The sequence below is a fragment of the Kribbella steppae genome, assembly GCF_004342025.1.
GTDB lineage: Bacteria > Actinomycetota > Actinomycetes > Propionibacteriales > Kribbellaceae > Kribbella > Kribbella steppae.
In genome coordinates this window covers 618,394-634,640 of sequence record NZ_SLWN01000002.1, presented here as the reverse complement: position 1 = coordinate 634,640, position 16,247 = coordinate 618,394, and the positions used below count along the sequence as shown (strand labels likewise).

The 16,247-nt window shown below is 67.0% G+C and carries 19 protein-coding genes and 1 tRNA gene; 8 read left to right on the top strand and 12 right to left on the bottom strand.

Going from position 1 to position 16,247, the window contains the following annotated elements; genetic code table 11:
* Positions 1 to 27 precede the first annotated feature (27 nt).
* The gene (locus EV652_RS07965; RefSeq protein ID WP_132208335.1) at positions 28 to 849 is read left to right on the top strand and encodes a uracil-DNA glycosylase; all 822 of its coding nucleotides are present in this window, start codon (positions 28 to 30) and stop codon (positions 847 to 849) included.
* A 60-nt stretch (positions 850 to 909) separates the two neighbouring features.
* Here the strand turns inward: EV652_RS07965 and EV652_RS07960 are convergent, their stop codons facing one another.
* Complete coding sequence (locus EV652_RS07960; protein WP_132208334.1) at positions 910 to 1,281, bottom strand: ester cyclase; 372 nt, start codon at positions 1,279 to 1,281, stop codon at positions 910 to 912.
* 227 nt (positions 1,282 to 1,508) lie between these two features.
* On the opposite strand from EV652_RS07960, the gene EV652_RS07955 reads away from it, so the two are divergent.
* Positions 1,509 to 2,819: an NAD(P)/FAD-dependent oxidoreductase gene (locus EV652_RS07955; protein ID WP_132208333.1), complete on the top strand. Its 1,311-nt coding sequence runs from the start codon at positions 1,509 to 1,511 to the stop codon at positions 2,817 to 2,819.
* On the opposite strand, the gene EV652_RS45740 is transcribed toward EV652_RS07955, so the two are convergent.
* The 4 genes from EV652_RS45740 to EV652_RS07940 all read right to left on the bottom strand — a co-directional run bounded on the left by EV652_RS45740 (position 2,816) and on the right by EV652_RS07940 (position 5,959).
* A complete protein-coding gene (locus EV652_RS45740) occupies positions 2,816 to 3,601 on the bottom strand; it encodes a glycoside hydrolase domain-containing protein (RefSeq protein ID WP_255512579.1) in 786 nt (261 codons plus the stop codon). The two genes, EV652_RS07955 and EV652_RS45740, sit on opposite strands and share 4 nt — an antisense overlap.
* A 7-nt stretch (positions 3,602 to 3,608) precedes the next feature.
* Positions 3,609 to 4,022 (bottom strand): glycoside hydrolase domain-containing protein, encoded by a 414-nt coding sequence (locus tag EV652_RS45735; RefSeq protein WP_255512585.1) that lies wholly within the window; start codon positions 4,020 to 4,022, stop codon positions 3,609 to 3,611.
* A gap of 150 nt (positions 4,023 to 4,172) precedes the next feature.
* Complete coding sequence (locus EV652_RS07945) at positions 4,173 to 4,838, bottom strand: response regulator (protein WP_132208332.1); 666 nt, start codon at positions 4,836 to 4,838, stop codon at positions 4,173 to 4,175.
* Positions 4,835 to 5,959 carry a sensor histidine kinase gene (locus EV652_RS07940; RefSeq protein WP_132208331.1) on the bottom strand — a complete coding sequence of 375 codons (1,125 nt, stop codon included), beginning with the start codon at positions 5,957 to 5,959 and terminating at the stop codon, positions 4,835 to 4,837. Before EV652_RS07940 ends, EV652_RS07945 begins: the two co-directional genes overlap by 4 nt.
* Before the next feature lie 104 nt (positions 5,960 to 6,063).
* Between EV652_RS07940 and EV652_RS07935 the strand changes: the two genes are divergently transcribed.
* The 4 genes from EV652_RS07935 to EV652_RS07920 all read left to right on the top strand — a co-directional run bounded on the left by EV652_RS07935 (position 6,064) and on the right by EV652_RS07920 (position 7,854).
* Complete coding sequence (locus tag EV652_RS07935; RefSeq protein WP_132208330.1) at positions 6,064 to 6,570, top strand: glycine cleavage system transcriptional repressor; 507 nt, start codon at positions 6,064 to 6,066, stop codon at positions 6,568 to 6,570.
* 2 nt (positions 6,571 to 6,572) lie between these two features.
* Positions 6,573 to 7,115 (top strand): peptide deformylase, encoded by a 543-nt coding sequence (locus EV652_RS07930; RefSeq protein WP_242001625.1) that lies wholly within the window; start codon positions 6,573 to 6,575, stop codon positions 7,113 to 7,115.
* 64 nt (positions 7,116 to 7,179) lie between these two features.
* Positions 7,180 to 7,260, top strand: a tRNA-Leu gene (locus EV652_RS07925).
* Between the two features lie 228 nt (positions 7,261 to 7,488).
* A complete protein-coding gene (locus tag EV652_RS07920) occupies positions 7,489 to 7,854 on the top strand; it encodes a nuclear transport factor 2 family protein (protein ID WP_132208328.1) in 366 nt (121 codons plus the stop codon).
* A gap of 72 nt (positions 7,855 to 7,926) precedes the next feature.
* On the opposite strand, the gene EV652_RS07915 is transcribed toward EV652_RS07920, so the two are convergent.
* The 4 genes from EV652_RS07915 to EV652_RS07900 all read right to left on the bottom strand — a co-directional run bounded on the left by EV652_RS07915 (position 7,927) and on the right by EV652_RS07900 (position 11,526).
* Positions 7,927 to 8,472: a DUF2231 domain-containing protein gene (locus tag EV652_RS07915; RefSeq protein ID WP_132208327.1), complete on the bottom strand. Its 546-nt coding sequence runs from the start codon at positions 8,470 to 8,472 to the stop codon at positions 7,927 to 7,929.
* A 148-nt stretch (positions 8,473 to 8,620) separates the two neighbouring features.
* Positions 8,621 to 9,184, bottom strand: coding sequence for a P-loop nucleotide/nucleoside kinase family protein (locus tag EV652_RS07910; RefSeq protein WP_132208326.1), 564 nt, complete (start codon positions 9,182 to 9,184; stop codon positions 8,621 to 8,623).
* Between the two features lie 210 nt (positions 9,185 to 9,394).
* Positions 9,395 to 10,828: a cytochrome bc1 complex cytochrome b subunit gene (gene qcrB / locus EV652_RS07905; RefSeq protein WP_132208325.1), complete on the bottom strand. Its 1,434-nt coding sequence runs from the start codon at positions 10,826 to 10,828 to the stop codon at positions 9,395 to 9,397.
* A 107-nt stretch (positions 10,829 to 10,935) separates the two neighbouring features.
* Complete coding sequence (locus tag EV652_RS07900; protein ID WP_132208324.1) at positions 10,936 to 11,526, bottom strand: DinB family protein; 591 nt, start codon at positions 11,524 to 11,526, stop codon at positions 10,936 to 10,938.
* Between the two features lie 85 nt (positions 11,527 to 11,611).
* Here EV652_RS07900 and EV652_RS07895 point away from each other — a divergent pair, with 85 nt between their 5' ends.
* Positions 11,612 to 12,163, top strand: coding sequence for an AAA family ATPase (locus EV652_RS07895; protein ID WP_132208323.1), 552 nt, complete (start codon positions 11,612 to 11,614; stop codon positions 12,161 to 12,163).
* A 7-nt stretch (positions 12,164 to 12,170) separates the two neighbouring features.
* On the opposite strand, the gene EV652_RS07890 is transcribed toward EV652_RS07895, so the two are convergent.
* Complete coding sequence (locus EV652_RS07890; protein ID WP_132208322.1) at positions 12,171 to 13,364, bottom strand: bifunctional GNAT family N-acetyltransferase/class I SAM-dependent methyltransferase; 1,194 nt, start codon at positions 13,362 to 13,364, stop codon at positions 12,171 to 12,173.
* A gap of 483 nt (positions 13,365 to 13,847) precedes the next feature.
* On the opposite strand from EV652_RS07890, the gene EV652_RS07885 reads away from it, so the two are divergent.
* Entirely contained in the window at positions 13,848 to 14,687 is an 840-nt protein-coding gene (locus EV652_RS07885; protein ID WP_132208321.1) for a Bax inhibitor-1/YccA family protein, read from the top strand.
* Positions 14,688 to 14,840: 153 nt separating this feature from the next.
* Here EV652_RS07885 and EV652_RS07880 read toward each other — a convergent pair whose 3' ends face one another.
* On the bottom strand, positions 14,841 to 15,071 hold the full coding sequence (locus EV652_RS07880; RefSeq protein ID WP_132148165.1) for a DUF4287 domain-containing protein: 231 nt from the start codon (positions 15,069 to 15,071) through the stop codon (positions 14,841 to 14,843).
* A 124-nt stretch (positions 15,072 to 15,195) separates the two neighbouring features.
* Positions 15,196 to 16,245, bottom strand: a complete 1,050-nt coding sequence (locus tag EV652_RS07875) for an SGNH/GDSL hydrolase family protein (RefSeq protein ID WP_132208320.1) — start codon at positions 16,243 to 16,245, stop codon at positions 15,196 to 15,198.
* Between the last annotated feature and the right edge of the window lie 2 nt (positions 16,246 to 16,247).

The window sequence follows — 16,247 nt, the reverse complement described above, 5'->3', positions numbered from 1 at the left end:
GACGCTCATCTCTCTAGTCTGAGGGGTATGAAGTTGCCGCACCCGTTGACGGGGGAGTTGTTCGAGAGTCCGGTGCCGCCAGGGTCCGGGTGGCCGGAGGATCCCGCCGTACGGCGTACTCCGGTGGCACGCTCGGCTGCCGAGGTGGTCGAGCTCGCGGAGACCGGTGAGCTGGCGGAGCTGGAAGCTCGGGTGTCGGTGTGCCGGGCTTGCTCGCGGTTGGTGGAGTGGCGCGAAGAAGTTGCCCTAGGCAAGCGGAAGTCGTTCGCCGACCAGCCGTACTGGGGCCGGCCGATCGCCGGCTGGGGTGCGGCCGAGCCGCGGATCCTGATCGCCGGCCTGGCACCCGCGGCCCACGGCGGCAACCGGACCGGCCGGGTCTTCACCGGCGACCGCTCCGGCGACTGGCTGTTCGCCGCCCTCCACCGCGTCGGCCTCGCGAACCAGCCGACCAGCGAACACGCCGGCGACGGCCTCCAACTGACCGCCACCCGCATGATCGCCGCCGTCCGCTGCGCCCCACCCGCCAACAAACCCACTACCGAGGAACGCGACACCTGCGCCCCGTGGTTCCGCCGCGAACTACAACTGGCCCTCCCGACCACCCGCGCCATCGTCTGCCTGGGCAAGTTCGGGTACGACGCACTCCTCAACGCCCTCGCGTCCGTCGGCGCCGCCGTACCCAGACCCCGCCCCAAGTTCGGTCACGCAGTAGAGCACCGCATCGGCGACCTGACCGTCCTGGGCTGCTTCCACCCCAGCCAGCAAAACACCTTCACCGGCAAACTCACCGCCCCGATGCTCGACGCCGTCCTCACCCGCGCAAAGTCCCTGGCAGACCTCCCATGAGCAGCTCCTCAGACCATCAACTTCAGCCCAGCGACGTGCAGATGGTCAGATCGGCGCGTGTCAGGTGAGTTGGTGGCGGACCGAGGAATCGAGGTTGCCCCAAGAGTCGACGATCTTGCCGTCGGAGAACCGGTAGATCGCGAACTCCTCGGCGCTGACTGTTCGGCCTGTCGCCGGGACGTCGAGAAAGGTGCCGGTGTGGGTGCCGGTGTCGATCAGGTGGGCGGAGAGCCAGTCGCCGTCGACGAGGAGATGTTGCAGGTCCCAGTGGTAGTCGGGGAACGCGTCGACGACTGCGCGCATGCCGGCGGCGTACTGGTCGAGCCCGGTGGGTACTCCGTTCACCCGGACGTCGGCGTCGACGAACTCGCCGAGGTCGTCGAAGCGGTGCTCGTTGCAGCGCGTCAGGTAGCGCCGGTAGAAGGCCTCCATCGACCCATCCTGGCAGGTCGGGCGGTCTTGCGGTTGTGTGTCGGGAGTGGTCGGGGCTCGGTGGATCGGGGGGTGGGGGAGCACCATGACTACATGACGAAATCCCTCTCGAGGGGGAGTGTTTCGGTGGGTGAGATCACCCGGCAGAGGGTTTGTGAAAGTTTTCACGAGTGCAGTAACCTGAAGTAGACATGAAGTCAGAGATCCACTCAGGGAGAGTGAACCGCATGACAGCCCAGGTGCCGCACATCCTCATCGTCGGAGGCGGTTACGTCGGGATGTACACCGCGTACGGACTGCGTCGCGCGGCCAGGAAGGGCAAGGTCCGGGTCACCGTGGTGGACCCGCGGTCGGTGATGACGTACCAGCCGTTCCTGCCCGAGGCGGCGGCCGGCTCGGTGGAACCGCGGCACGTGGTGGTGCCGCTGCGCAAGACCCTCAAGGGCTGCCGGGTGGTGACCGGCCGGGTCACCGGGATCGACCACGAGAACAAGGTCGCCAAGGTGATGCCGGAGGAGGGCCCGGAGTATGAGCTGGCCTACGACCAGGTTGTGGTCGCGCTCGGTTCGATCGCCCGGACGCTGCCGATCCCGGGGCTGGCCGAGGAAGCGACCGGGTTCAAGAACGTCGAGGAAGCGATCGCGCTGCGCAACAAGGTGCTGGACCGGCTGGACGTCGCGTCGTCACAGCCCGACCCGGCGCTGCGCAAGTCCGCGCTGACCTTCGTCTTCGTCGGCGGTGGGTACGCCGGTGTCGAGGCGTTCGCGGAGCTCGAAGACATGGCCCGCTACGCCACCCGGTACTACGACAACATCAACCCGGAGGACATGCGCTGGGTGCTGGTCGAGGCGACCGGCCGGATCCTGCCGGAGGTCGGCGAGGAGCTCGGCAAGTACACCGTCGACCAGCTGCGCAAGCGCAACATGGACATCAAGCTGGAGACCCGGCTGGAGTCCTGCGAGAAGGGTCGCGTGATCCTCAGTGACGGCGAGGAGTTCGACGCCGACACGATCGTCTGGACCGCCGGTGTGAAGGCGAACCCGGCGCTCGCGGCCACCGACTTCCCGCTGGACGAGCGCGGCCGGGTCAAGTGCCTGGCGAACCTGCGGATCGAGGGTGTCACCGACGCGTGGTCGGCCGGCGACAACGCCGCCGTGCCGGACCTGACAAGCGAGAAGCCCGGGGTGTACTGCGCCCCGAACGCGCAGCACGCGGTCCGTCAGGCGCACCTGCTGGCCGAGAACATCCTGCGTGTGGTCGACGGCAAGGCGCCGGAGGACTACAAGCACAAGTACGTCGGCTCGGTCGCGAGCCTCGGCCTGCACAAGGGTGTCGCCCAGCTGTACGGCGTGAAGGTGAAGGGCTGGCCGGCCTGGTTCCTGCACCGGACCTACCACGTGTCCCGCGTCCCCACCTTCAACCGCAAGGCCCGCGTCATCCTCGACTGGACCCTCGCGCTGTTCTTCCGCCGTGAGGTCACCAGCCTCGGCAGTCTCCAGATGCCGAACGAGGAGTTCCGCCGCGCAACGCGGTCTTAGTGATCGACCGGAGCGGCGCCCCAATCGGTGGGCGCCGCTCCCATCTGTACGACGACGCGTCCGCCGTGCGTGATGAACGACTCCGGCAGCCAGGACTCGGCGCGGTTGCGACCGTTCAAGGCCAGCGATTGCACGTACTGATTGGTGTCCGATGTCGCCGGAGCCTCGATGGTCAGTCGTACGCCGTTGCTTCGTCGTACCTCGACCTTCGGGAACAGCGGGCTGCCGACCAGGAGTTCCGCGCGGCCCGGGGTCTGCGGGAACAGGCCGATCGCGGCGAACACGTTGCGGAGTGCGCTGCCGCCCTTGACGGCCCAGTTGCCGTTCTCGTCGTGGAAGAACGCGTCAAGACGCTGGACCGCCGAGCCGTTCATCAGCGAAGCCAGCCCGGAGACGTCCTGCGGCACCATCCAGGTGTACGTCGCACTGGAGCCTTGAGCAAAGCCGACATCGGTCGAGGGGGTGAAGCCGGGCTGCCAGGTGCCATCAGCCTTCCGAGCCCGTTGATATCCGACGGCCGGATCGTAGGTGTTCTTCCACCAATCGCCGCGCTCGCGAAGGGACTGGACGTCGGCGCCGAGCCGGGACCCCCACTGAGCCAGGGAGAAGTCGGCGAGCGAGTTCTCGAGCGTTTCGGCGGCACCGCCCCAGCAGTGGCACGCGTCCTGCGGTGCGTACTGCTTGGCCAGGTAGGTGTTCAAGGCCTGTCGTTGCCCGGTGCATTGCCCGGGGCAACCGCCATCGTTCTCGGCGTCGACGTTCTGCACGGTTGCCTGGCGCACCAATGAGTCATAGGCGCTGCGGGCATCGAAGTTGCGCACCCCCCATCGCCGCGAACGTCGCCAGCGTCGGTGCGGCCGGATCGCCGGTCATCACGTGGGTGGGTCCGTTGTTGTGCAGCCAGCGGTCCCAGATCCCCTGGTTCTGCTGGGCAAACTGGTGCATCGACTGAGCGAAGTCACCCGCGATCTCCGGTTTCAGCAGGGCCAATAGCTGGATGTGTGCGCGGTACTGATCCCAGCCGGAGAACGTGCCGTACTGCGCTCGCTGACCCGGCGCAAGCCGGTGGATCTGCCAGTCGCTGCCGAGGTAGCGGCCGTCCACGTCGTTCAAGACGTTCGGCTGCAACATCGCGTGGTAGAGCGCGGTGTAGAAGGTTATGCGCTGCGTGTCCGTTCCACCGGTGATGCGGACGTTCTCCAGCTCGCGCCGCCATTCGCGATATCCGTCGGCCGCGATCCGATCGACGGTTGCCTGCGGCCGAGGCCGAGGAGAAGTTCGTCCGACGCTTCCGTGCGTCGGTGGAGCGCGGCGAGGTCGGGGAGCTCTGGCAGCGACTGCACCCGTCCTGAGTCAGCGGGTGTCGTCGAGCATGCCGGCGTCGTGGACCAGCAGGGCGATCTGGACGCGGTTGTTCAGATCGAGCTTGGTCAAGATGCGCGACACGTGCGTCTTCACGGTCGGGACGCTGAGGTAGAGCGTCGCGCTGATCTCGGCGTTCGACTTGCCCTCGCCCACGGCGACCGCGATCTCGCGTTCCCGGACGTTCAGCTCGGCCAGCCGGTCGACCGCCTTGGTCTTGCGCTGGTCGTTGCCGGACGCCGCGACCCGGGTGATCAGGCGCTTGGTCACGGCCGGCGAGAGGACGGGCTGTCCGCCGGCCACTCGTCGTACCGAATCGACGATCTCGCCTGGCGGGGTGTCCTTGAGCACGAACCCGGCCGCGCCGGCGCGGAGTGCCCGCAGTACGTGCTCGTCGGCGTCGAACGTGGTCAGGATGACGACCTCGGGTGCGCCCGGACGACGCCGTACCGCCTCCGTCGCGGTCAGGCCGTCGGTGCCGGGCATCCGGATGTCCATCAGTACGACGTCCGGCGCGAGCCGGTCGATCAGCCCTTGTACGCCGGTGCCGTCGCCCGCCTCGCCGACCACGCGGATGTCCGGCGCGCCGCCGAGCATCAACTTCAGCCCGGCCCGCAGCAGCGGATCGTCATCGACGATCAATACCCGAATGGTCATGCCGGCCACGGTAGCCAAGCGGAGAGCCGGAACTCGCCCTCGGGGGTTCGGCCGTGTTCCAGCCGGCCGTCGACCAGCGCGGCTCGTTCCGCGAGTCCGAGCAGGCCTTTCCCATCTCCTCGGCGACGGTTGGGTGCGGGGTTGCGCAGTTCCACGGACAAACCGTTGCCGGGGGCACCGGTCACGCTGATCCGGACCGGCTCACCGGGCGCGTGCTTGAGCGCGTTGGTCAACCCCTCCTGCACGATCCGGTACGCCGTACGCCCGACGTGCTCCGGCAACGTGCCAGGAGCGTCCAATACCAGGTCGACCGGAAGGCCGGCCTCTCGCGAACCTTCGACGAGCACAGGCAGGTCGGCGAACGTCGGCTGCGGGAGTTCACCGACGGGTGCCCGCAGTACGCCGATCACCTCGCGAAGATCCTGCAAGGCCTGATGAGCGCTGGCCCGGATGATCTCGGCCGCCCCGGCGACCTCCTCGGTGGACGCATCGGGACGGTAGGCGAGCGCACCGGCGTGGACGCTGAGCAGGGACAGCCGGTGGCCGAGTACGTCGTGCATCTCGCGGGCGATCTCCTCGCGGGCTCTCAGTTGGGCCTGCTCCGCTTGGAGCTTGGCCATGATCTCGGCCCGCTCGGCGCGGTCGCGGAGCGTCTGAAGGAGCTGGCGGCGGGAGCGGATGTACAGACCCCAGGCCATCAGGGCGATGTAGATCGCCACGGCGGCCACGACGAGGGCCTCTGTCTCCTGTTTGTGCCTGACCTGGACGTAGATCAGCAGGCTCACCGCGTTGACCGCGAAGATGAGCAGCGTGGTGCGCAGCCGGCAGTGGATGGCGACGGTCAGGATGATGATGACGCCGGCCCCGCCGGCCGTGTCCGAGAACGTGCCGATCACGGCCGCGATCAACGCCAGCTGGACCGGCCAGCGGCGCCGGAACCACAGCGTCAGGCAGAGCGCCATCCCGAAGACGAAGTCGAAGGCGAGCAGGTCCGGGCTCACCGGGTCCTTGCTGCCGTCGTCGTAGAGGATGAAGCCGGTGAACACCGCGACGACGAAGACGAGCGAGTCCACGATCCAGTCGCGCCTGCTGCGGCGCGGGCGGCGCGGGGACTCGGTCATGGCACGAATGTAGCGGTGCGTAAGCGCTCTCCGGAGGTTTCGCGGCTGTCCGGATACCGAAGTCGTTTCTTTGGCTACTTAGGTCGGACGGTAGGTTTCCGGGCATGAGTCAGCTCGCAGTCACCGTCATCGGTCCGGACCGCCCGGGCATCATCGCGGACGTCACCGAGGCCCTGGCCGGCACCGGAGTCAACCTCGAGGACTCCACCATGACGCTGCTGCGCGGCCACTTCGCGATGATGATCGTCTGCTCCGGGCCGTTCGAGGAGGTCAAGGCCGCGGTCGAGCCGCTGCGCGGGGAACTGGTGATCACGGTCCGTAAGGTCGTCCCCGAACACGAGCACGCGCCGATCGGGCCGTCGTACATCCTGAGCGTGCACGGCGCGGACCGACCGGGGATCGTCGCCGCGGTGACGCGGATGATTGCCTCGGCTGGCGGGACGATCACCGACCTGACGACGCGGCTGAGTGGGGAGCTGTACGTGCTGACCGCCGAGGTCGAGCTGCCGCTGACCGCCGAGCTCGAGATGCTCAACCGCGCCCTGGAGATCACCGCCGAGGAGCTCGGCGTCGGCGTCACCTTGCGTTCGGCGGAGAGCGACGAGCTGTGACCGTGATTACCGGTTGGTCCCCTTCTGCGCTGGGCGTCGAGGGCTCGTTTCTCGAGGTACTACGGGCGCCGCATCCGGTCCTGGCCACCGAAGGCGCGACCGTGGATCCGCTCGACCCGTCGATGATTCAGCTCGCCGCCGACCTGGTCGCCACCATGCGGGTGTCACCTGGTTGTGTCGGACTGGCGGCCCCGCAGGTGGGGGTGGCGGCCCAGATGTTCTCGCTCGACGTGACCGAGCACCCGAAGACGCGGACCTGCCACGGGATCTTCGTGCTCTGCAACGCGGTCGTGGTCGAGGCTTCGCGACAGGAGAAGGGTCGTGAAGGTTGCATGTCAGTCCCGGACTTCACCGGCGATGTCAAACGCGCCACCCGCCTGACGGTCACCGGCATCCTCCCCGGTACGACGGACCAGGTCATCATCACCACCGACGCCTTCGAGGCCCGCGCCCTCCAGCACGAGATCGACCACTGCAACGGCAAACTCTTCCTCGACCGAGTCGCCGGCGCCCACGCCATCTACCCCCGCAAGGTCTACAAGTAGCCGCCGCCACCGCCTCGCCAGCCGCCCGGATGTTTTCCTTGTAAGGTCAGACCTTGCCGTGCGGGCCCGGGTGGCGGAACGGCAGACGCAGCGAGCTTAAACCTCGCGGCCGAAAGGCATACGGGTTCGAATCCCGTCCCGGGCACATCCTGCTTCGACCTGCGGGTATCACGAACTGTGACATAAGCCGCGACTTACCGATCAGCGCGATAGTTGCTCCTTATGTCAACGCCCTGCTCCAGGAGCAACGTCGCGGCGGTACGGCGAGCATCATGAGGCCGACGAGCGTGCTCCGTGACATGCGTTCATTGCGCAGCAACGAATAGGGTTGAGGCAGCCACCTTGGCCGCTGTGACCCTGAAGGGGAACCGTCATGGACAACGACACAGCACTCATCGTCGCGACGGTTCACGACTACTTCACCGGGTGGTTCGACGGTGACGTGTCGCGCATGGAGCGAGCGCTCCACCGCGATCTCGTCAAGCGGTCGCCTGGGCAGGATCAGGCATCCACGCTCTCGTTCGTGACGGCCGAGCAGATGATCACCTGGACGGGCGAGGGCGAGGGTGTACAGGTCGCCAGTGGTCTCGCTGACCGCAAGATCGAGGTCGACGTGCTCGACGTCAAGCACGACATCGCTTCAGTGCTTGTCCGCTCTGAGCCGTACCACGAGTACCTTCACCTGGTCCGCACTCGCGACGGTTGGAAGATCGCGAATGCGCTCTGGTGTACGCCCTAATAGCGACTGATCTGAGCCCCCAGGCTGCTGCGGGCTTCCACATCGACTGGGCAAGGCGTTGGGTTGAGAGCTCTAGTTGGGCTCAGTCATGGAAGTTCGGCGAGCAGTTCCGCGGTGCAGAGCCAGATGGCCGCCGAGGAAGCCCGCACCCGCGATCACCAGGTTCCCGGCTACAGCAAGCTTTGTGCCGAGCTGGTGCCTGCCGCGCAGACGCGCGACGAGCGAGCCGGCAAAGAGGAACATCGCAGCGTCCGCGCCGAGCCCGTGGACCGCACCGATCCTGCGTTCGGCGCCTGACAGTTCCGCCCAGTCGGCGGCGCCTGCGAGAGCCGTCGGCATGGACGCCAGCAGTCCGAACCCGGCGAGGAGCGCCGCCCCGCGACGCGACTCGGACCCACCGGCGAGGTCGAGAATGGACGTGCCGAGCCAGCACCCGGTGGTCACGTCGGTCAGCGACGGATGCAACGAATGTCCGAGCACGTCGGTGTGCAGCGGGCTGCGTCGTACCCGTTCGATCAGCGGCCCGTAAGCCAGCTCCTGAGCGCGGGCAAGCCGCTCGGAGAGCGGGCTTTCGCCGACCGCGCGGACTGCGCGTTGCGGCAAGGATCTCGATGCCACGCTCTCAAGATACGCTCACGGCCGTCGCCCCTGGAAGCGCTCGCTGACGCTGTCCTGAGTACGCCGGTGGCAGAAGCGCAGACCTGCCGCGATCCGTGCCTTCGGCTGTCGCAGATCACCTGGCGGATGGGTGTCGACGCATTTCAGCCTATGGCTTCAGATAGACGTCGACCTCGGGCAGCACTTCGGACAGCGGTCGGTGCATGTCCAACTGGAGGTAGTTGCCCGAGGGACGTTGAACGCGGTCCATCGAATCGCGGAACAGCGCCTCGCCGTCCACCAGCTCGTCACCGAGGTCGACTGGCGGACAGTTCACGCCGCGACGGTGGGTCCTCAGCCTCGGCCGCCGAGCAAGCCTCTCGTCGAGGACCTTCAGATCACGAACCTGGCACTCGATATATCTGTAGCTCGCATCGTGCTGCCTGGCGATTTCCATGCCCTCGGCCAGGATCCTCGGCCAGAAACACGGGCTGTCCATGACTACGGGATGCCCTTGAGCTAGCACATGACGCGCCTGGGCGTACATCACCTCGTACGCCGCTTTGGTACTCGTGGCGAGGTCGAAGCCCGCGTCGAGAACAGCGGACTTGATGACGTCGTAGTCAACGGCAACCGCACGACACGTCTCGACGACGTGGGCGGCCACGGTCGACTTCCCAGAACCTGGAACGCCCGACATCTGAAGCAGGAACATCGCGTCCCGATCCTCCATTCGTCGCTGCCGCGGCGCCTCGACCCCGACGTCTGCGTGCCTTCTGGCGGGCCACCCTAGCAACTCGATACCAGCGGCCCACGGTTGAATCGGCGGTCGCAGTTCACTCTGGTACGGGGTGGTTCGGACGCGGCCGAAAGGCGTACGGGTTCGAATCCCGTCCTGGCACTAACTACAAGAACTGCACCCTGAGCAGGCTCCTGATAGGTGTCATTCAGCACCTTCGTGCTCGATGTCCCTCGTCGCGGGGATGGTCTGCGTGGTCGACGCGCGGGTCTCCGCGGCTGAACCCACGAGCCGCCAGCGCCGATATACGTCGACTGGACGGTGCTGCTCGACGTACCCGCCGTCCGCCCGCCGGACTACCCGGCCGGTCTCGACGCCGAGCATCGCGATCCGCGCATCCCGTTCCTGCAGCCCAAAGCAGATGCGACGGGTGATCACCAGTGCTGCGGGCGGGCCCAGGATCACGAGGACCTGGAAGACGTGCAGGAGTGAGTTGACCGACAGGTGGAACAGCACGGCGATGGTGTCGGCGCCGGCTGCGGCCCACAGGATGCCGTAGAAGGTGACACCGGCGAGGCCGATGCCGGTTCGGGTCGGGTTGTTGCGTGGATGCTCGAGGAGATGGTGATGCCTCCGGTCGCCGGTCAGCCGCTCTTCGATGAACGGGTGGACGGCCACGAGCGCGAGGAACAGCGTGCAGACCGTGACCGGCAGCAGTACCGCCAAGCTGAAAGTCTTGCCCCACCAGACGAATTCCCAGCCTGGCGCCAGCCGAAGTGAGCCGTCCAGGAAGGCGAGATACCACGCCGGGCCGACACCGGCCGAGGCGTTCGCCGGATCCGCGGGGCCGTACAGCCACACCGGGTTGATGGTCGCCGTCGCGCCCATGAGGATCGCAACCCCCGCGACGATGCCGAGCAGGCCAACACCCTTGACCGCGGCGACAGTCGCCGGACGTCCCACCACGTTGTCTTCGGTTCGCCCGGGTCCTGCGAGCTGCGCGGGCTTGTGCCGGAGCGCAAGGACCGCGCCGACAATGAAGAGGCCGACAAGTACGGCAGGCAGGACGACGATGTGCAACGGGTAGAACCACGAGAGCACATCGCCCGGGAACTCTCCCCCGAACAGCAGGGCCGAAAGGGCAGTGCCTACGAGCGGAGTCGCCTGCAGGACACCGTCGAGTACGGCGAGGCTCGTGCCGGACGCCATATCGTCAGGGAGTGAGGTGCCGGTGAGACTTGCGGCCAGCATGACGATGAGCAGCCCGAAGACAACGAGCCAGTTCAGGCGCCGTGGCCGACGGAACCCGGCGGTGAAGAACAGCCGCAACAAGTGCAGCGTGATCGCCGCCACCATGATCAGCGTGGCCCAGTGATGGACCTGGCGTATCAGCAGCCCACCGCGGACCTCGAAGGTGATCGCCATGGTCGAATCCAGTGCCCGCGACATCTCCACGCCGTGCAGCGGTGCGTACGGTCCGTCGTACACGACGGGATCGACCGACGGTTCGTAGTACACCGTCAGGACCACGCCGCTGAGCACGATCACAACGAAGCTGTAGAAGGCGATCTGGCCGAACAGCAGCGACCAATGGTCGGGGAATACCCGTGCTCGCAGGTTGCTCCATGGGCGGTGCATGGCTCCACCCTCCTCAGTCATCCTCCATGCGGCCGCAATCCGCGGTCATCCATACGACCCCGCAGCCCTCGCGACTGTGACATCGCGTGTCGCACCTCACGTAACCGTCAAGCGTTGGCTGGGTCGGCTGCTCTGGCGGCGTGCTCGATGGTCGCGCGGCGCTCCGCCCAGAAGGTCGGGTCGTGTTCTTGCAGGGCCATGCTTTCGGCGTCTGTTCCGACTGCTCCGTCGAGCTCTTCGCGAAGGATGTCGGCGTGGCCGGCGTGCCGACTGGTCTCGGCGAGCATGTGGACCAGGACGCCGAACAGCTTCACGTCGGGGCGAGGCCACCACGCCACGTGGCCAGGGGCATCGATGGCGAGGGCTTTGATCGTCGCGTCGCTGTGGGCCCACACTCGCCGGTATCGGTCGACGATGTCCGTGCGGGACTCGTGCTCGGTCGCCCACATGTCGGCGAGGCGCTCGGCTTCGACATCCCAGCGGGGCAAGGGTTCGGGAAAGGGTCGGTCGAAGACCTCGCCGAAGTACCTGGCTTCCCAGGTCGCCAGGTGCTTGATCAAGCCCAGGAGGTTGGTCCCAGTAGTGGTCAGCGGGCGGCGGGCGTCGTACTCGGAGAGCCCATCGACCTTCGCGAGCATCGCCTCGCGGAGATGTTGCAGGTAATTGTGCAGATAGGCCTTCGCGGAGTCATCGATCATGGGACAGCAGCCTGCCACGCTTCTCACTGAGGATCGTCTGGAAACACGATTGCCGACCTGTGGGCACGCTGACACGATGCCGGTCATGAGCAGTGTTGGAGGACCGGACTGTCTGCTTGTGACGGGGATGCCTGGGGCCGGAAAGTCGACCGTGACCAGGCTGGTCGCCCAGCGGCTGGCACGTTCCGCTCGGCTCGACGGCGACGAGCTGAACCGGATGATTGTCAGCGGTTTCGTGTGGGCCCTGGGCGAGCCCGCCGACGAAGCAGCGCGGCAAGTGGAGCTGTTGCACCGCAATCTGTGCGCGCTGGCGAACAACTTCTCCGACGCCGGATTCACACCCCTGATCGACGCGATGATCCCCTCCCGCGAGAAGCTGGACTTCTTCCTCGAGCTCCTCGCGCCTCGCCGGGTCTTGTTCGTTGTCCTCACGCCGGGCGCCGACGTCTGCCAATACCGCAACACCATCAGGGATCCACGTGAACGGTTCGACTTCGACGGCTACGAAGCCCTTGACGCCCAGATGAAACGCGAGCTCGGCGACGTCGGCTGGTGGTTCGACACCGCGACCCTTACCCCCGATCAAACCGCCGATCGCATCGTCCGCGAAGCAAGCCGCCGTGCCCTCGTGACCTGACTGCGGGTCAGGGGTTCAGGCGGTAGGTCGAGATGTGGGAGGGGGAGTTGGCGGTGAATTGGGCGCCTGACCAGTCGGCGTGGCGGGATTCGAGGGTGAAGCCGGCTAGTTGGGCCATCAGGTCCAGTTCGGCGGGCCAGATGTAGCGGTGGGGGGTGCGGGCCAGGTGGGCTTCGGTGCCGCCGTCCTCGTCGAAGTGGAAGTGGTGGGAGACGACGTGCTGGTTCAGGACGTCGTACGTGTCCAGGAGGATGTAGCCGGGATCGGCGACGCCGACGGTGGCCGGGAGGCCGGGTGGGAGGCGGCGGAGTTCGGGGACCCAGAGTTCGATCACGAAGTGGCCGCCAGGGGTGAGGTGGCGGGCCGCGTTGCGGAAGCATTCGACCTGCTCAGCCTGCGTCAGCAGGTTGGAGATCGTGTTGAAGACCAGGTAGACGAGGGTGAACTCACCGGAAACCTGCGTGGTGGCCATGTCTCCGATGACGACAGGGATTGTCTCCTCGTCGACCTTCGTGCGGAGCTGATCGATCATCGCCGTGGACAGCTCGATGCCGGTGACGGATACGCGTTCGGACAGCGGTACGCCGACGCGCCCGGTGCCGATCGCGAACTCGAGCGCCCGGCCCTCACCAGCAAGCGCAGCCAGCCGGTCCACCGTCGGCCCCAACACCTCGGGTGCGAACATCCCGACGCCAGGTGTGTCGTAGCGCCGCGCGGTGTCCGCACCCCATAGGTCGTCGTTCACAGCAGTCCCCTTCTGATCGAGCCAGCGAAGTTTGTGCTCGGTGTCCGACTCGCCGATCTTCGCGAACCCAAGGCGGTCGTACAGCCGGCGGGCGTTCGGATTGTCCTTCTCGACCCCAAGATCGAGCGGTACGCCGGTTGTCGCCGCCTCGGCCTGGAGACCCCGGATGACCGCCGTACCGATGCCGCGGTTCTGCATCTCGGGCAGGAGCTGGATGCCGCAGAGCTCGATGGATTCGGGGGTACGGCGGATGCGCAGCCGGCCGACGCGTTCGTCGGACAGCTCGATGACAGAGGTCATGGCGAGCGTTTCGATCGTCCAGTCGGAGAACCCGGCCCGCCACTCCACCTCGTCGAAGTCGGCCGGAAGGCGCCCCTGGGCCGTCGCCAGCGAGACGTCCGCGAGGAAGCCGACGTCTTCGGCGGTTGCGGGGCGGATTCGGTACGGCTCTGCCATGACTGGCCAAACTACGCAGCCCGCCCGCAATCCTCCACGGGTTTTCTACGCGCCGACCTCGCCGTCCGTGGCCTCCCGGAGATCTGGGGCCGGAGGCAACAAGCCCGGGCGTCGCGGCATCGTGGATACCTGGATGGCGTGATCACCACGTCGCAGGCGGTCGCGAACGGCGGATCCACGGACGATCTGATCGAGCACGTGAGGGCCGCCCCGACCTCGAGCAGCGCAAGGTCGCGGTAGCCCTGGCCGACCAGGTCGGCGCCGCGCTCTCCTCCCGGGATGCCCTGCATCCCCACCTCTGACCCTCGAGCTGGCCTGCGGAGGCGCGCCGGGCCGTCCGATCGGCAGGCGATTGGCTTGTGCAACCGTTTGCCGAGAGGGTGGTTGCGGTTGGGGAACAGGGGTGTGATTCTCAGACGTTGTTAAGGGTGTGACCGTAGTATCTCTTTACGGCCCCGGATGTGGGTCACCAGGAGGATGACAATGCAGAGCAGTAACCCGGTGCTGAACCGGTCGAGTGCGTTCGCGCCTGGCCAAGGCCAGGCCTATCCGGGGGCAGCTCCGTACGGTCAGCCGGGTCCCTACGGCCAGCCCGGCCAGTACGGCGGACCCGGTACGCCGCCCCAGCAGTACCAAGGCGCGCCGGCCGGAAGCCGCCCCATGACTATGGACGATGTCATCGTCCGCACCGCCGCCACACTGGCCGTCGTCGTGGTCTTCGCCGCGCTCGCCTGGTACATGGTTCCGGAAACCCTGGTCACCCCAGCGTTCCTGGCTGGTGCCTTGCTGGCGTTCGCGCTCGGCATGGTGCTGTCCTTCTCCCGTAAGGTCAGCCCCGCGCTGGTGATGGTGTACGCCGCCGCCGAAGGTGTGTTCCTCGGGATCGGCAGCGAGTTCATCGCGCGATGGGTCGGTGACTCCGGCATCATCGTGCAGGCCGTGCTGGCGACGATGGTCACAGCCGGTCTGACGCTCGCGACGTACAAGTACTTCGCGATCAAGGTGACGCCGCGGTTCACCAAGATGGTCATCATCGCCACGATGGGCTTCGCCGGCGTGATCCTGATCAACTTCGTCGCCAGCCTGTTCGGCTTCAACTCCGGGATCGGCGGCTTCGGCGCGATGGGCCTGCTGTTCGCCGCGCTCGGTGCCGGTCTGGCGGTGTTCAACCTGATCCTCGACTTCGACATGATCGAGCAGGGCGTCAAGCACGGTGCCCCGCAGGCCGAGGCCTGGCGGGCCGCGTTCGGCCTGACCGTCACCCTGGTCTGGCTGTACTGGAACCTGCTCCGCATCCTCGCCATCCTCCGCGGTGGCGACTGACCCCAGACGCACAACCCGAAGGGCCGGCCCAGGTGGACCGGCCCTTCGGCATTCTCGGAGGGTTCTCGAGGAATCCCGGGCTGACAACAAGAAGACCCGCCCTTCCACCTGAAAGGGCAGGTCTTCGGTGTTCTCAGACTCCTGTTCGGCTCGTCAGCCCATTCGCCGGTGCGCTCTGACCAGGTCGTACTCGTGGACGATGGCGGTTGCGTGCCCGTGCGCGAGGGCGTACTCGCTGGAAAGCCATCTCACTCTGTCGTCGAAGCGCAGGAACGACGGTCCGTCGTTCATCAGCTGGAACCACTCGGTCATCTCGCGTCCGGTGCACCTGGGCACCTTCTCCACCAGACGCTGGTGCGTCTCCTCGGAGTGGTTCAAGCCCATCTTCGCCTCCCGTCATCGGGGTACCGCGTAGTTATCGACTGTGCACCACGCAGCCGCCGCTAGGCAAGAGTGACTTCATCAAAACGCCAGCTCACAGTATGAAGATCGCCGCTCAGCGGACGCGCTATTGCCCAACAGGAACTGGCGCCGAGTCCTCGTCGACCCGGTCGACGTCGGCCTTCGGGTGCCGGCGCCGATGCCGCAGTTCCGCCCAGCGACCCCGCGGACCGCGTTCGCGCCCGGCGACCTCGGTCGCCGCGACCTCGGTGCCGGCCGTCCGGGCAGCCTGTGCGGCGGCCTCCGCGATCGGCAGGATCGCCTCGCCCCGAAACGATTCCGGATGCACGAACGACTCCGGCCCGACCCCGACCGCGGCCGCGACCGACGGCAGCAGCGCGGCGGATGCGGCGGCGTACCCGGTGGCCGACGGGTGGAAGTTGTCCCGCCCCCACATCGTCGGGTTGGTCCGGAACACCTCGCCGAGCAGCGAGCCGAGGGACACAGTTCGGCCGCCTGCCTCGACCACTGCGATGGTCTGAGCGGCGGCCAGCCGATGGCTCCAGGACCGGGCGACCTGCCGCAACGGCGGCATGATCGGCCGGACCACACCGAGGTCCGGACAGGTTCCCACCACCACCTCACAGTGCGCGGCCCGCAACCTGCGGACCGCGGCCGAGAGTAGTTGCACCGAGGTTGACGGCGGCATTTTCGCCTTGACGTCGTTGACGCCGATCAGGATGACCGCGACGTGTGGCCCGGCCTGCAGGGCGGCATCCACCTGCGCGGCCAGATCGGTCGACTTGGCTCCGGTCTTCGACACGTCGACCAGCCGCACCGGGCGCTTGGCCAGCTCGGTGAGGCCGGAGGCGAGCAGTACGCCGGGGGTCTCGTTCGGCGAATCGGTGCCGTAACCGGCGGCACTGGAGTCGCCGAGCATGGCGAAGGTGATCGGACGTCCTGGATACCGGCCGAACAGGCCGTCGCCCGGAGTCGGGTAGTAACGGATCGGTCCGATCACGCGTTTGGCGTACTCGGCTTCAGCCGTCAGTACGCCGTACAACGTGGCACCGATGAGTCCGAGTCCACCGCCCCCGAGGGCGGCGGCCTGGGCCAGACGCTTCGCGGCCCGGGCCCTGCTTGATACTTTTCCCGCCCCACCGCCCTGGTCACTCATGA